The sequence below is a fragment of the Streptomyces sp. NPDC025618 genome (assembly GCF_055558795.1).
The window spans coordinates 1-14524 of sequence record NZ_JBVHLW010000038.1; the positions used below are offsets into that span (position 1 = coordinate 1).

Genomic DNA, 14524 nt, shown 5'->3' on the forward strand with positions numbered 1-14524 from the left:
TCCTCCTTCCCTCCCTCCCTCCTTTTTCTCCCCCCTCCCCTCTCCCCCCCCCCCCCCCACCCACACCCCCCCAACCCCCCCCCCCCCCCCCCCCCCCCCCCCCCCCCGCCCCGTTCTCTCACCTCTCAGGACTTCCTCCATGCGCAGTAGCTCTCGCGTGCGGCTCGCCGTCGCCGCCGCCCTCGTCTCCTCCCTCGCCCCCGCCGCTCTCCTCACCTCCGCCCCCTCCGCCTCCGCCGCCTCCCTGGCGATGTGGGAGCGGATGGCCCAGTGCGAGGCCACGGGCGACTGGACGGCTGTGAACCCGGTCGGCCCGTACTACGGCGGCCTCCAGTTCTCCAAGCCCACCTGGGACGCCAACGGCGGCACGGAGTTCGCCGCCTACCCCCACAAGGCGACCAAGGAACAGCAGATCACCGTGGCGGAGCGGCTCCTGCGCGCCGCGGGTCCGGGCCAGTGGCCCGATTGCAGCAAGCGGGTGGGCCTGGTCAACGACGGCGTCGACCCGTATCCGCGCGCCACCCCGCCCGTCACCCGCGTCACGGGCTTGGAAGACGGCGGCGTGCTCAGCGGTACGGTCACGCTGACCGCGTCCGTCACCGAGGAGCAGGGGAAGCCGACCGGGACCACTTTCTTCGTGGACGGCGACGCCGTCGGTACGGCTTCCGGGTCCGGGCCCTCGTACAGCGTGAGCGTGGACACCACGACCCTGGCGGAGGGGCCGCACACCGTGACCGCCCGCGCGGTCAACGACGCGGGCCAGACCGGGCCGACGTCCTCGGGTGTCTCCTTCTTCGTGGCCAACCGGGGCACGGCCGGACAGGCCACCGGTGACTTCAACGGTGACGGCAAGGCCGACATCGCGATCCTCTACGGCTACGACCGGGTGGGCAAGGACAACCACACCGCGCTGTGGACGCTGCTGAGCACGGGCGGGGGATCGTTCGCCCCGCCGGTGAAGGTGTGGGACAACCTCGAGGCGGGGACGGGCTCCTGGGACTGGGCCAACTCCAAGATCATCGCTGGTGACTTCAACGGCGACGGCAAGGCGGACGTCGGCGTGCTCTACAACGAAGGCCAGGACGGCGCCAACAACCGCACCGCCCTGTGGACCTTCACCAGCAACGGGCCCGGCTTCGACAAGCCTGTGAAGCAGTGGCGGAGCAGCCAGTCCTGGGACTGGAAGCGGTCCAAGCCGGTCGCGGGTGACTTCAACAGCGACGGCAAGGCCGATGTCGGCATTCTCTACAACGAGGGTCAGGACGGCACCGGCAACTTCCACACCGCCTTCCACATCGCCTACGCCACGGCCGACGGGGTCCAGGAGCCGAAGCGCGTCTGGGACAACAACGACCGCACCACCGGGTCCTGGAACTGGCAGAACAGCAAGCCGGTCGCGGGTGACTTCAATGGCGACGGCAAGGCCGATCTGGGCATTCTCTACAACGAGGGTCAGGACGGCACCGGCAACTTCCACACCGCCTTCCACATCGGCTACGGCACCGCCGACGGCATCAGCCGGCCGAAGCGGGCGTGGGACAACAATGACCGCACAACTGGCAGTTGGAACTGGGAGCGCAGCAAGCCGGTCGCGGGTGACTTCAACGGCGACGGCAAGGCTGACCTGGGCATTCTCTACAACGAGGGTCAGGACGGCACCGGTAACTACCGCACCGCCTTCCACATCGGTTACGGCCGCGCCGACGGCATCAACGCCCCCAAGCGCGCCTGGGACAACAACGACACCACGACCGGCAGCTGGAACGCCGACCGCAGCAAGGTGGTGGCCGGTGACTTCAACGGCGACGGCAAGGCCGACCTCGGCGTCCTCTACAACAGGGGCCAGGACGGCGGGAAGAACAAGGTCGCGCTGCACACCTTCGCCGGTCGTGACGACGAGGTCTCCCGGCCGGTGAAGGCCTGGGACAACGACAATTCGATCAGCTGGGACTGGTACCGCAGCGACCTCGGCTGAGCCGGCCGCCGCGCCGCCGGACGACGTCACTCAGTTCAGCTGCACGCGTGGACCTCTGACAGCCCGTCAGCAGGTCGGCCGCGTGGATGGAGGCGGGGGAGAGGACCTTGTGGACGTTGGCGGGCGCGCCCGCTGCTGGGGCGCGCACCGTGGTGCGGCAGGGTGGCCGGTTCTGCATGGTGAGGGTGAATGGGCGTGCAACTTCTCGGGGGTGTGGAGTGTCTGTGTGGGTACGGAGACGGCCGTCCCGCGTACGTCCACCAACCGGCACCACAGGACTCGCGACTCCCACGGAGGACACAGTGAAGCGTGCTGTACGTACCCGCGTTGCGGGAGCGGCGCTGCTCGCCGCCGCCACGACCGTCACCGGGCTGGTGGCAGGCTCCGGGACGGCCGTCGCCGCTCCGGCCCGCGCCACGGCCACGTACAACCAGGAGTGCGGCGCCGGATACCGGCAGGTCAACGAGATCCCCATCCCGGGCCGCGGCACGGTCGTCCTGACCTACAACGCCGCCACCGGCAAGAACTGTGTGGTCACCAAGCGGAACAGCTCTGCCGGCGCACGGCTGTGGGTGGGCTCCTGGCTCCAGCGCGACAACGACGTGAAGTCGAAGCAGGAACAGTACGGCTTCTTCACCTCGTACTCGGGGCCGCTCTACCTGGAAGCCAAGGGCAAGTGCGTCGACTGGGGCGGCGAGATCGACGGCTATGTCGTGGCCCGCTACAAGACGAACTGCGCCACCCTGGCCCCAAGCGGCCGGTAGACCCGCAGACCCGGCGGTGAGCGGAGCGGTGGGCGGCGGACGTACGGCCCTGCCTGTCACTCCGTTCGCCGCCTAGGGTGACGCGTGGACGGCGTCGTGGCTCTGTCTCACATTCCGTGCCAGAGCCACGATTCAACAGACGCCGACATTCGCCCGCCTACCGGCTCCAGCCGACCGGGGCCGCTCACGGCGTCCGGAACGGGACGCCGAGTCGAAAGGTGTGGGTGCGGCCTGGTCGGCGTTGGGCGGTACGACTCGTCCTTGAGGGGCGCCCTGCTGCCGGAGTGTGCGTGGTGGGCTGCGCCGACTCGAAGTATCCGCCCGACGGTGTGCGCTACCGCGACCCGCTGCCGCACCGACCATGGCCCGGCAGGCCAGCGCACCGATCGACCTGGCCGGACGCGGACGCGACCTGGCCGGATGAGCCCACGCCCACTACCTCCTCCACCGGCACGCCCCACCGCTGCACAAGGTCGTCGCCCCCGGCTACGCAGACACCACCTTGCTGAGCACCGCCGCGAAGCAGGAAGGCCGCAGGACCAGTGAGCGGATCGTGGCGCTCACGAACGCCTTTGTGGCTCAGTCGGCTGCCCCCGGGGCGCGCGCCCCGCTCTGTACGAAGCCACCGCGCCCGGAGTGTCTTCTGACGCCTTCATCGGGCCGAAGTTCGGTCTGCGCGGCGCGCCGGTACCGTCCCGGCGGGCGAAGTGGACCTCGGACGACAACTCCGGCGAGGCCCTGTGGGCGGCTTCTGAAGAGCGCACGTCCGTGGCATACGCCGCCTTCGCGCCCTGGCTCCTGCCCGTCGCCGTACATTCGCCCGTTGTCCTGGCGGGATGCGGCGACATGCCGCGCCGCGCGGTTCAAATCGCTCTGGCAGCACCCGCACAGGAATAGAGTCAGCAATGACGGATTATCGGCATTTGGATGGAGTAGGCACGTAAGTGGGAGGACACCAGGGAGTTGCCACGACCAAGCCGGCTGTGCAAGGCCAATCAGTTCTGGCCGCAACTGGTCTCTGCAAGAGCTTCCGGGGCCGCAAAGTGCTGAGCGGCATCGACCTTGTGCTGGCAGCGGGCTGCATCGCTGGCGTCACGGGTGAAAACGGTTCCGGGAAAACAACCCTGCTGCGCGTTCTGCTGGGCGACCTGCAACCCGACGCCGGCCACATCATCTTCGGTGGCTCCTACGGGCACTGCCCCCAAGTCCCCTTGCTGAACCCGAGCCTGACGGTCGCCCAACATCTCCTCCTCTTCCAGACGGCCTACCGGCTGCCTGGCACGCGGCACGCCCATGGCCTCCTGGAAAGACTCAATTTCACTTCCTGTCTCGAACAGGAAACGGGAACGCTGAGCGGCGGAACACAGCAGAAGCTGAATCTGACACTGGCACTGATGCACGACCCTGACGTTCTACTGCTGGACGAGCCCTATCAGGGCTTCGACTACGAGACCTACCAGGTGTTCTGGGAGCTGGCGGTGGAGCTGCGCGACCGCGGGAAGACCGTTCTCGTGGTGACGCACTTCGTCCCTGACGCCACACCATTCGACCTGCTGCTCAACCTGTCCGGGGGCCGTCTCGCGGTTACACGGGGGCCTGAATGACAGCGATGACGACACCCGTTGTGGTGTCCGGGCGCATGGCGTGCCTCGAATACGCCCGCAACCGACTGGCCATCGTGCTCGTCCTCGGCTTCGTTCCTGTGTGGCTCACACTCGAAAAGATCACTTTTCTGTCCTACCCCGTGAGGTTCACACCGGGCTCGCAGGGCAGCGCCGCCGTGGTCGTGCCGGGCAACGATTTCAGCCTCATCTACGCGGCCGCGAACGCCGTCACCCTGATCATCGGCTTCCTGGCGTTCACGGCCACCTACCGCGGCCGACGCTTCGATCGTCGACTGGTTCGGGCCGGGTTCAGTCCCCTTTCCCTGTTCGCCGGCCGCCTCACAGCGGTCGCCCTGGCTGCCGCGGCGACCGCCGGTTACACCCTTGTGGTCATCCTCGCGCTCACCGATCTGCATCAACCGCTCCTTGTCGGCCTCGCCCTGGCTCTGGCGGCCCTGACCTACGCCGGCCTGGGGACCGCCCTGGCCGCCGTCCTGCCTGGTGAGCTGGAAGGCTTGTTCGTCATCATCATGATCAGCCTGCTCGACAGTGGCCTGCAAAACCCGATGCTCAACCCCCACGCGAACGAGGCCCGTTTCGAACTCCTGCCGACCTACGGGGCGGTCCAGGCCGCCTCCAGTGCCGCGTTCAGCTCCGCGGGCGTCACCGGCCGCCTCACCACACAGGTCACCTGGTACGCACTCCTGACCCTTGTGAGCCTGTTCTGTTTCCGTCTCGGAACCCGAGGCGCAGCCCGCCATGACTGAACTGCTCCGCTTTGCCCGGAAAGGTCGGTTCGAGCTCCGGAACAAGATCCTCGCACTGAACCCCGAACAGGACCATCTGCAGATCTACCGCATCAGCGCCGGCCTGGAATTCCCCTTCGACTACCTGCGCGGAATGGAGCTCGCGCTTCTGCGCACCTTCGCCATCCCCTCCATCGCCGCCCTCCTCGATGCCACCGGAGAATTCGCCTGTGCCGGTCAGCGACGCTACGACGACACCTTCCTGCTCATGGGAGCCCTCGTGCGGTTCGGCTGTGACTCCCCAGAGGGACGGACAGCCCTGCGGACCATCAACCGGGCCCACAGCTGGTACCGCATCAGCAACGACGACATGCTCTACACGCTGGCCGCATTCGTCCTCGAACCCGTTCGCTGGATCGACCGCTTCGGCTGGCGCCCCCTGACCGGGCACGAACGGCACGCGGCCTTTCACCTCTACCGAAGTATCGGACAACGCCTCGCGATCCAGGACGTGCCCGCTACCTACGAGGAACTCAGCACCTTCTACGACGGCTACGAATCCGCACACCAGCGTTCCACCCCAGCCGGAACCCGCGTTGCCGACGCCGCCTTGACCGTCATGGCCTCCTGGTTCCCAGTCCCGCTGCGCCAGGCCGCCAAGAAGATCGCACTCGCCGTTCTTCCGCCGCCGGTCTGCGTCGCCCTCGGCTACCAGCGCCCCCCGGCAGCCCTGGCACACATGGCGAGCTTCGCTCTTCGGGCCAGGGCGCGGTGGCTACGCTGCCTCTGCCGTCCCCGCGAGCTGTCACTGTTCCATGTTCTGCCTCGGGTACGCACCTACACGCTCGACGCACCAGGCGCCGTCATGGAGCGCTTTGGGATCAAGTCGCCTGCCCGCACGGACCATCCGGGGACGGCCCTGTGCCCAAGGCGGGCCGGGCGTCCGTAAGGATTCACTGGCGGGCCAGGCCGGCTGCGGGTCTCCCGGCTCCGCTCAGGGGCATGGAGCAGGCGGGACAGGGCTCAGGTCACGCTCGCCGCAGCCCCGTGCTGTGCCGGAACACCGGCGGGGCCACTGCTGGCAAAACGGCTGACGAGCGCAGCCGAACCGATGACGGCCTTCTGCAGAGGCCCCAGCCGTACCCGGCGTGTGAACACGTCGAAGTTCCGCGACTCCACCTCGGTAAGCAGCGCATGGTAGAGCGAGTGCACTGCCCGGACGGCCGGACGGCTCGAAGGGTGCAGCGCCGCCTCCTGCAGTTCTGCCACGGCCAGAAGCTCACGCGCGCGCCCGACTTGCTTGCGCACCATCGCCCGCATCTGCGGTGTCACCCGAGCGCCCGCAAGGTCCTGGTGGCTCACCCCGCAGGCGGCCAGGTCCTCCTGCGGAAGGTAGACACGGCCCAGTTCGTAGTCCTGACGTACATCGCGGATGATGTTGGTCAATTGCATGGCCTCGCTCATGGCGTCGCCGCCCTTGCCGGCGAGCGCACTGTCCAGCGGTTCGAGAACGGGCAGCATCTGGCGCCCGAACGACAGGGATGCCAGCTCGATGAACCTGCGCAAGTCAGCGTATGTGCTATATGCCGTCACCTGGAGATCCATCTCCTGGGAAGCGAGATAGTCGCGCACATGGCAGGCGGGGATCTGCCACAGCTCCATGGTGCGCAACAGCGCATGCAGGACAGGATGCCGGCTTTCCCCGCTCGTCAGGCCTCTTTCCACAGCTCTGTTCCAGGCGTCGAATCGCGCACCTCTGCGCGCGTGGGACTGCGTGGCGTTGTCCACGATCTCGTCGGTGTAGCGCGCGAAGCCGTACAGCGCCCATGTGAATGGCCGTTTTGGGGCCGGGAGGAGCGCGGAGGCCAGATAGAACTCCAGGCCCTCCGCGGCAATCAGCACCCGCCGACACACAGTGAACGCCGCGCGCGTCCGCGCAGTCGACTGGGCGTCGTCGGTGCCGCACACCGATTGGCACGTATCCATGACATCCCCGTCCTTGATGAGCGAAACCGTAAACAACTGGTGGGGAAGGACGCGGGACCGACAGGCCCCGCCCCCTAATGCAGCCCCGAATGGCTCTGAACGGACCCAGGGGCCGCCGAAGGTGATTGCCTTCGCTGCTCTCCTTTAATAAGGGCTTCGCTCAGCGAACGCCCATGGCACGTGAACGAGTAGGCGTATCGCTGCTCACGGCTGCCGGGGCAGCGCGCGAAGTCGGGGCGGGTGGCATAGCCTTCACTCCGGCCGGTGGCAGGATGACGTGCACCCGGAACGGGGCGTCCTCCAGGACCCGGATGGCCTTGCGCCAGGGGAGGCGGTAGTCGCTACGGTGTTCTGCTTCTCGGGCACCATGTGGCACGAGACGTGCTCGTCGGCCAGGCGGGACGAAGAGGAGGAGTTCACGTGACCGCGACCGGCGTAATTCTCGATATCGGGGGCGTACTGGAGATCACGCCGGAGACGGGGTGGGTGCGACGGTGGGAAGAGCGGCTGGGGCTGCCACTGGGCAGCGTGCATGAGCGGATGTGCGACGTGTGGCGTGCTGGCAGTGTCGGGAGCATCAGCGAGGGGGAGGTGCATGAACAGGTAGCGGTCCGGCTAGGTCTCGAAGCGCCCCAGGCTGAAGCCTTCATGGCTGACCTTTGGACGGAGTATCTGGGGACGCCGAACGAGGAGCTCATCGCCTATGTGCGGGGGCTGCAAGGAAAATGCAGGCTGGGCATCCTGAGCAACAGCTTCGTCGGGGCCCGCGAGCGGGAGACGGCGCTGTACCACTTCGACGAGTTGGTGGAGCAGATCGTGTACTCGCACGAGATCGGCGTCGAGAAGCCTGATCTACGCGCTTTCGAAGCTGCCTGCGCCAGCTTGGAGGTGCGGCCGGAGCGCTGTCTCTTCGTGGACGATGTCACAGCCAATGTTGAGGCCGCCCGGGCGGCGGGCATGCAGGGGCACCTGTTCGAGGACAACGTCGGGACGATCACGCGCATCGCAGCTCATCTGGACGCCGGGCCCTTGACTCCAGCCCGCGTCCTGCTCGGATGACGTCGGCCTGGCCGGGCGCTCCCGGCCGAACCGAGTTACTACGGTGCGAACCCCCAGCTATGACACGGTCTTTCGCTCGCTGATACTGGGCGTTGGGGGGAAGTCTCAGCCATGTTCCGCGCTACTCGTGGAGATGTGTTTCGGAATTCGTCGTCTGTGGTGGACCCTCTGTGGGATGGGATCGATGGTCCTGAGATCCGGATGCCGCCGTGGCCGGGAGGTGGGTTCTGGGTGCTGTTTCCGCTTCCGTGGGCCGGGGCCGTTCGGCGGGAAGGCGGAGCATGACGGTGCCGAGTACGGCGGTCCACAGGTGGACGAGTCCGAAGAAGAACATGCTGGGGCCGATTCCAGCACGGCGTGGGCGTTGGTGCCGGTCACGCCATAGGAGCACACCGCCGCCAGCCGGTTCGGCCCCGGCACCGGCCATGCGGTCGGCTCGGTGGGGACGAACAGCCGGGAGGGCTCCGCATGGTCGATCGCCGGGTTCCACCGGTCGAAGTTGAGGTTGGGCGGAACGCTGCCGTGGCGCAGGCACTCGACAGCTTTGATGATCCCGGCGATGCCGGAGACCGGCTCGCTGTGCCCGATGTTCGTCTTGACGGAGCCCAGCGCGCATCGCCCGCGGCCCTGGCCATAGACGGCGTGGACGGAGGCGTACTCGATCGGGTCGCCGACCGCGGTGCCCGGCCCGTGTGCCTCGACCAGCCCCACCTGTCCGGGGTTGATCGCGGCGCGCTCCACCATCTCGGTCGAGGGAGCGGTCAGCCGACTGGCCTGCCCGTCGTTGTTGACGGCGCTGCCACGGATCACGGCCAGCACCCGGTCCCCGTCCCGGCGCGCGTCCGCCAGCCGCTTCAGCACCAGCACGCCCGCGCCCTCACCCCGCACATAGCCGTCCGCTCGCGCGTCGAACGCGTGGCAGGCACCCCGCCGCGACAGCAGCAACGGCGCTTCCAGATAGTGGGTTACGGGCGAGAGCATCAGCAGCACCGCGCCGGCCAGCGCCATGTCGCACTCGCCCAGCGTCAGTGCCCCGCAGGCGGTATCCACCGCCACCAGCCCGGACGAGCAGTGCGTACTGACCACCATGACCGGCCCGCGCAGGTCCATCGCGAACGCCAGCCGCCCCGCCGCACCGGCCGTGAAGTTCCCGAACAGATAAGGGCTGTTGGGGGCATCCGTCACCGGCCGGGCCTCACGGAACAAGTTGTCCGGTGCGTACGTGCCCACGTACGCACCCGCTCGCGCCCCTCGCAGAGTGTCCACGGGGATACCCGCGTGCTCCACCGCCTCCCACGCCACCTCGGCCAGGAGGCGGAACTGCGGGTCCACCGTGTGCTGCTCGTTCGGAGCCACCGACAACGCCGCGGGATCCCACGCCCATACGTCCCCGTCGAGGAAACAGCCCCACCCGGCCCGCACGGCCAGCTCCGGGTCGTGCACAGCCGCCAGACGCGCCGCATCCCACCGGTCCGCGGGCACCGGGCCCACTGTGCAGCACCTGTCGGCCGCCAGGCGCCACAGCCCGCCCGGGGTCTGCACACCACCCGGGAAGCGGCAGCCGATCCCGGCGATCGCGATGGGCTCAGCGTCCGAAGCCGGCATGGCCAACTCCCTTATTCCGCAATGGCTGTGCTGTAGGAAAGCTGGAAGAGCGGCACCAAGAACCCCTTCACCAATCTGTGTTCGCCGGTGGGCTCGAAATGCTGGTGCCACCCGTAGAAGGCCACCACCCGTGAAGCGTCTGCGTGGCCGTCCGGAAGGCGGTACAAAGGCGGCAGGTCTGGCGGGCCTCCCCGCAGAAGAACCAAACGGTCCCGGCCCGTCACCGCTCCTGCCATGCCCACCACCTCCAGGCGGGGCCTGCCGAGGGCGGACCCGCGCTCCTGAGGCGCTAGGAACCGATACTTCCTCTTCCTCTTATCCACTGGACACGAGTGGGTGAAGTGCGACAAGGCGCAGTAACGGCGCAAACGTGGCATGCGGCGCGTAAGACTGCTCTCCACACGCCCCGCGCCAGCGCCACCTGAGCGTCCCGCTGTCCGCCCTCGCACCCGCCGGAGCACTACGGCGCTGACGAATTCATAGTGGTCACGGCAGGGGCGGTGCTGGCCCGGATCATCCGCACACCGACCTGATCCGGTGAGCCACGTCTGAAGGTCTCTGCGTTCTGTCACTGGGCCAGAGCAGTGCTTCGCCACGGTCCAATGCGCAAGCACGACAAGGAAGATGACAGTGGAGAGGGCACCAAGCTGCCGGGGCAACCGTGGACGCCGCCGAAGGGGCCGCCGACGACGGACGGCGGTCCCCCCGGCGACGGCGGGAAGCACGGGAAATCACTTGGCGGGGGCTGGTCGCGCGCCTCGCGGCGGACGGCGTGCTGACGGCCGGGTGGCAGCCGGTGTTCGAGGCCCTGCCCCGGACCGGGTTCCTGCCCGATGTGCTCTGGCGGCACCACGTGCCGGCCGGCGACGTCGAGGCGGTGAGCCGCACACGGGAGCCGCAGCGGTGGCAGGCCGCGGCCGAGTCCGACGATCCGCCGGTGACGCGGTGGGACTACGGCGAGCACCAGGGTCTGGGGCAGGGGCGGGTGACGTCGTCGTCGGCATCCACCCCTGCGGTCGTCGCCGACCTCAACGTGCGCCCCAGGCGGCGGGTCTTTGAGGTCGGCACGGGCACGGGGTGTAACGCCGGTCTCCTCGCCGCCCGGCTCGGCGCCGCGGCGGTGACCACGACCGAGGTGGACCGGGCCCTCCCGCCGGTGGGTCCGTGGCCGAGAAGGCGCGGATCAGGTCTGGGCAGGGCGGGCCATCCGCTGCGGCTGGTGTGGCCCAGGTGAAAGGAGCGGCTCCAGTATTCTGCCCGCGTGGACGGTACGGATGAGGTCAGGAGTCTTCCCGACTGGCGGGTGCTTGTCGTCGGGGGCGCGTCGGGGATGGGAAAGACCGGTGTCGGGCGGGCATTGGCACGACGGTACGGCGTCCCCGTCGTGGAGGCCGATGACATCGTGGAGGCCCTGCTCGCGGTGACACTGCCTGAGCACCTGCCGGAGGTCCATTTCTGGCGCACTCACCCGGAGGCCGCCCGCCGGACGCCCGAGTCGGTGGTCGAGCGGCAGATCGCGATCGCCGTGGCGCTGGCACCGGCGATCGAGGCGGTGGTGGCCAACCATGTCGGCACCGACACCCCGGTGATCCTGGAAGGGGACTACGTCCTGCCCGGACCGGCGACGCCTGAAGGTCCGGTCCGTGCCGTCTTCCTCCACGAGGACGACGAGGGGCAGGTGACGGCCAACTACCTGCGCCGGGAGCCGGAGGCCGGACCGCAGCGCCATCGCGCACGCGTCAGCGTGCTGTACGGCCGGTGGCTCGCCGCGCAGGCGCGGGCGGCCGGCGTGCCGGTCATCGCTCCGCGCCCGTGGGAGGATTTGGCCAGCCGTGTCGCCGAGACGGTGACAGGCGCCTCTGCTGACACCGTGGCGCTGGCCGCCCGTGTGCGTCTGGGTGCTCGGCCAACAGGGTGCCCGGGACAGTAGGACAGAAGCGCGCGGCGTCTCGCGGAACCGTCCCGGAACCCTGTCTGTCACCGGCCGGGTGTCGTACGATGCCCGGCCGGTAAGCGTGGTGAGGGTCCGTGCCCGGAGGCATCCAGGCCGTTTCGTTCGGATCGGCGGACGGAACCAAGAGCCGGTGACTGCCGAGGCCGGTCCGGTCCAGCCGACTTCCACCGCAGCGGACTGGAGTCTCCTGGACCGGGTGGCTACTCCGCCGCCACGATGCGCTCCACTGCGGCCGTCACCAGTTGTTCACGCTCTGCCTCTGTGAAGACGTCCGGCAGGGTGAGCTGCTCAACGATCAGCCAGTTCAGCGTCAGCATGAGCAGCTTGACCGCCGTCGTGTCGCCGGGGAGACCGGAAGTCTCGTGATAGGCGACGTTGGCATCCACGTCGGCCCGGACCCGCTCCGTGAGGACCTTGCGCAGTTCGGGGCGGCGAGTGGCTTCGAGGCGGAGTTCCAGCAGCGCAAGGTAGCCGGTACGGAAGGAGGCGATGCGGCCCACGAGTTCGCGCATCAGCTCTATGTAGGTGTCCCGGTCGCGGCCGGCCGCCTGCTGTCGGGCAATCGTGGCCTCGTCGGGCTGGAGTCGTTCGTAGACCCGGGCGCCGGCCTGAGTGAACAGGTCGTCGCGACTGGAGAAGTAGTTGGACGCCGTGCCGGCGGGAACGGCTGCCTCGGCATCCACGGCCCGGAAAGTCAGGCCGCGTGCGCCTTCTCGGGCCAGCACCTCGATCGCCGCGTCCACGAGGGCCGCGCGCCGCTGGTCGTTCCGTCTCACCATTGACACCACTCCAGACGTAGTACTACGTTCAAACCACTTCAGTCAGAGTACTACGTGTGGGGGACTACTTTGCGGAAGCTCGTGTACTACATCGGCGTCTCGCTCGACGGCCGCATCGCCGGTCCCGGCGGCGAGTTCGACTTCTTTCCGCAGGGCGACGAGCAGCAGGCCGCCGCCTATTCGACTTGGATGAACGCGCTGTACCCGGAGACCATCCCGACCGCTTATCGCGCGGCCGTCGGCGTCGCCGACGCGCCCAACCGGCGTTTCGACACCGTCGTCATGGGCCTCGGCACCTACCGCCCAGCCCTCGACAACGGGATCACCAGCCCGTACGCGCACCTGCGCCAGTACGTGGTGTCCAGCACTCTCAAGCCAGACACCGACCCAGCCGTCACCGTCGTGCCGAGCGACCCGCTCGCCCTCGTCCGCGAGCTCAAGGGCGAGGTGGACGCCGTGCTGGACATCTGGCTCTGCGGGGGCGGCCAGCTCGCGGGCACCCTGTTGCCCGAGATTGACGAGCTGCTGATCAAGACGTATCCGGTCATTGCCGGTACAGGAATCCCAGTAGTTGACGGTGTCTTCGACCCCGCTGTCTTCGACGTCGCCGAGCGCACCGCCTTTCCCAACGGGGTCACCCTCACCCGCCTCACCCGCCGCTAGGCGGTTGCGGTTCAGCCGGCGGACCAGAGGAAGATGCCCGCGATGTGGAGTCCGGCCAGGCACATGGTCGCCGTCTCCTCGTAGCGGGTGGCGATACCGCGCCACTGCTTGAGGCGGTTGATACACCGCTCCACGGTGTTGCGTCGCTTGCAGGCGTCGCGGCCGAAGGCCGGTGGTCTGCCGCCTTGTCCGCCGCACCGCAGCCGGTGGGCCTGCTGGTCCGCCGGGACGGGGATCACCGCGCGGATCCCTCGCTGTGTACAGGTGTGCGCGGATCGCGCATGAGGGGTACGTCTTGTCCGCCGGGACCACGTCCGGCCTGGTGCGGGGCCGTCCGCGTCGACGCGGAACACGCAGACGTGCCATCACCTGGGCGGAATGCGGGTGTGTCACCGCTTCCACGAACGGCACGCCGGGTGGGGAGAAGAAGCCGATTGCCAGGCCACTCCTGCTGAGCGTTGCGGTCCTTTCCTCTGAGGTGGGACGGGGGTTCGTCGCCTTTTCTGGCGGGTCGGCGTGCGACCTTCCCCGCCTTTCCTCGCATGATCAGCGGTCACTCCGCGAAGCCGGTGTGTATCTCCGGACGGGCGGCGGTGCCGGTCTGCCGACCGCGCGGTACCTTCGCCCGTCCCCGGTGGTGAAGTGCGCGTCCTCCGAGGCCGCCTGGCGAGCACGGCCGGTCTCCGATGCGAGGAGCTCTTCCGCTTTCGTGAAGCACTGTGGGCGTTCCTCGGTGTCCGGGCGATGCCGTAGGCGTATGCTGCGGCGGATGGAGATCCGCATAGCTTCTGCCGAGGACTGGCCGGGCATTTACCGGTTCTACTCGGTGATCATGGCTGAGGGCAGGACGTACGCGTTCCCCGAGGGGCAGACCCTTGAGGAGGCGCGGCCGTGGTGGATGGAGCGGTCGCCAGGGCGCACGGTGGTCGCTGTGGAGGAGAGCGGGGTCGTGGGTTCGGCGAAGATGGGGCCGAACCGGCCCGGACGTGGCTCCCATATCGGCACAGCCTCGTTCCTGGTCGATCCGGCTCATCAGGGCAAGGGCATCGGGCGGGCGCTCGGCGAGTACGTCATCGACTGGAGCCGTGCGGAAGGCTTCCGCGGAATCCAGTTCAACGCGGTCGTCGAGACCAATCCGGCGGTGTACTTGTGGAAGTCGCTGGGATTCGAGGTGATCGGCACCGTGCCGGAAGCCTTCTGCCATCCCGAGCATGGCCTGGTCGGGCTGCATGTGATGCACCGTCGCCTCTGAGAAAGGCCGGGGCACGGCAGCTTCCACGCGGCTGGGCCCGGCCTTTCGGAGACGGTGCCGACCGATGGTCGCGTACGGCGAATCCGTCCGGGACGGGTACGGGGCTGGGCCAGCTGGTCACTTCACCGGTCGAGGGA

Annotated in this window: 14 protein-coding genes and 1 pseudogene; 10 read left to right on the forward strand and 5 right to left on the reverse strand. The window is 68.4% G+C overall.

Translation table 11 applies throughout. The features are described 5' to 3' along the window. The first annotated feature begins 139 nt into the window (after window positions 1–139). The 5 genes from ACZ4A5_RS25580 to ACZ4A5_RS25600 all read left to right on the forward strand — a co-directional run bounded on the left by ACZ4A5_RS25580 (window position 140) and on the right by ACZ4A5_RS25600 (window position 6038). Entirely contained in the window at window positions 140–1975 is a 1836-nt protein-coding gene (locus tag ACZ4A5_RS25580) for a transglycosylase family protein (protein ID WP_467588763.1), read from the forward strand. 302 nt (window positions 1976–2277) lie between these two features. After that, window positions 2278–2739: a spore-associated protein A gene (locus ACZ4A5_RS25585; protein ID WP_467588765.1), complete on the forward strand. Its 462-nt coding sequence runs from the start codon at window positions 2278–2280 to the stop codon at window positions 2737–2739. 1043 nt (window positions 2740–3782) lie between these two features. Continuing rightward, a complete protein-coding gene (locus tag ACZ4A5_RS25590) occupies window positions 3783–4343 on the forward strand; it encodes an ATP-binding cassette domain-containing protein (protein WP_467588768.1) in 561 nt (186 codons plus the stop codon). Then, window positions 4340–5110, forward strand: a complete 771-nt coding sequence (locus ACZ4A5_RS25595; protein ID WP_467588772.1) for an ABC transporter permease — start codon at window positions 4340–4342, stop codon at window positions 5108–5110. The genes ACZ4A5_RS25590 and ACZ4A5_RS25595 overlap by 4 nt, the downstream gene beginning before the upstream one ends. Beyond that, window positions 5103–6038, forward strand: coding sequence for an oxygenase MpaB family protein (locus tag ACZ4A5_RS25600; protein ID WP_467588775.1), 936 nt, complete (start codon window positions 5103–5105; stop codon window positions 6036–6038). The genes ACZ4A5_RS25595 and ACZ4A5_RS25600 overlap by 8 nt, the downstream gene beginning before the upstream one ends. Before the next feature lie 74 nt (window positions 6039–6112). Here the strand turns inward: ACZ4A5_RS25600 and ACZ4A5_RS25605 are convergent, their stop codons facing one another. Next, a complete protein-coding gene (locus ACZ4A5_RS25605) occupies window positions 6113–7075 on the reverse strand; it encodes a phytoene/squalene synthase family protein (RefSeq protein WP_467588778.1) in 963 nt (320 codons plus the stop codon). A 351-nt stretch (window positions 7076–7426) separates the two neighbouring features. Between ACZ4A5_RS25605 and ACZ4A5_RS25610 the strand changes: the two genes are divergently transcribed. Further along, window positions 7427–8134: an HAD family hydrolase gene (locus ACZ4A5_RS25610; RefSeq protein ID WP_467588907.1), complete on the forward strand. Its 708-nt coding sequence runs from the start codon at window positions 7427–7429 to the stop codon at window positions 8132–8134. A gap of 105 nt (window positions 8135–8239) precedes the next feature. On the opposite strand, the gene ACZ4A5_RS25615 is transcribed toward ACZ4A5_RS25610, so the two are convergent. Beyond that, window positions 8240–9739, reverse strand: coding sequence for a beta-ketoacyl [acyl carrier protein] synthase domain-containing protein (locus ACZ4A5_RS25615; RefSeq protein WP_467588781.1), 1500 nt, complete (start codon window positions 9737–9739; stop codon window positions 8240–8242). Between the two features lie 11 nt (window positions 9740–9750). Continuing rightward, on the reverse strand, window positions 9751–10116 hold the full coding sequence (locus ACZ4A5_RS25620; RefSeq protein WP_467588785.1) for a DUF5988 family protein: 366 nt from the start codon (window positions 10114–10116) through the stop codon (window positions 9751–9753). A gap of 284 nt (window positions 10117–10400) precedes the next feature. Between ACZ4A5_RS25620 and ACZ4A5_RS25625 the strand changes: the two genes are divergently transcribed. Together ACZ4A5_RS25625 and ACZ4A5_RS25630 are read left to right on the forward strand one after the other, a co-directional pair. After that, complete coding sequence (locus tag ACZ4A5_RS25625) at window positions 10401–10973, forward strand: hypothetical protein (protein ID WP_467588788.1); 573 nt, start codon at window positions 10401–10403, stop codon at window positions 10971–10973. 27 nt (window positions 10974–11000) lie between these two features. Further along, window positions 11001–11669 carry a hypothetical protein gene (locus ACZ4A5_RS25630; protein ID WP_467588791.1) on the forward strand — a complete coding sequence of 223 codons (669 nt, stop codon included), beginning with the start codon at window positions 11001–11003 and terminating at the stop codon, window positions 11667–11669. Window positions 11670–11893: 224 nt separating this feature from the next. On the opposite strand, the gene ACZ4A5_RS25635 is transcribed toward ACZ4A5_RS25630, so the two are convergent. Then, the gene (locus ACZ4A5_RS25635; RefSeq protein ID WP_467588796.1) at window positions 11894–12472 is read right to left on the reverse strand and encodes a TetR/AcrR family transcriptional regulator; all 579 of its coding nucleotides are present in this window, start codon (window positions 12470–12472) and stop codon (window positions 11894–11896) included. A 69-nt stretch (window positions 12473–12541) separates the two neighbouring features. Here ACZ4A5_RS25635 and ACZ4A5_RS25640 point away from each other — a divergent pair, with 69 nt between their 5' ends. Further along, entirely contained in the window at window positions 12542–13135 is a 594-nt protein-coding gene (locus tag ACZ4A5_RS25640; RefSeq protein ID WP_467588799.1) for a dihydrofolate reductase family protein, read from the forward strand. An 11-nt stretch (window positions 13136–13146) separates the two neighbouring features. On the opposite strand, the pseudogene ACZ4A5_RS25645 reads toward ACZ4A5_RS25640, so the two are convergent. After that, window positions 13147–13504: pseudogene (locus ACZ4A5_RS25645) on the reverse strand (transposase); the annotation flags it as partial. A gap of 400 nt (window positions 13505–13904) precedes the next feature. Between ACZ4A5_RS25645 and ACZ4A5_RS25650 the strand changes: the two are divergent. After that, entirely contained in the window at window positions 13905–14387 is a 483-nt protein-coding gene (locus ACZ4A5_RS25650; RefSeq protein ID WP_467588802.1) for a GNAT family N-acetyltransferase, read from the forward strand. The last annotated feature ends 137 nt before the right edge of the window (window positions 14388–14524 follow it).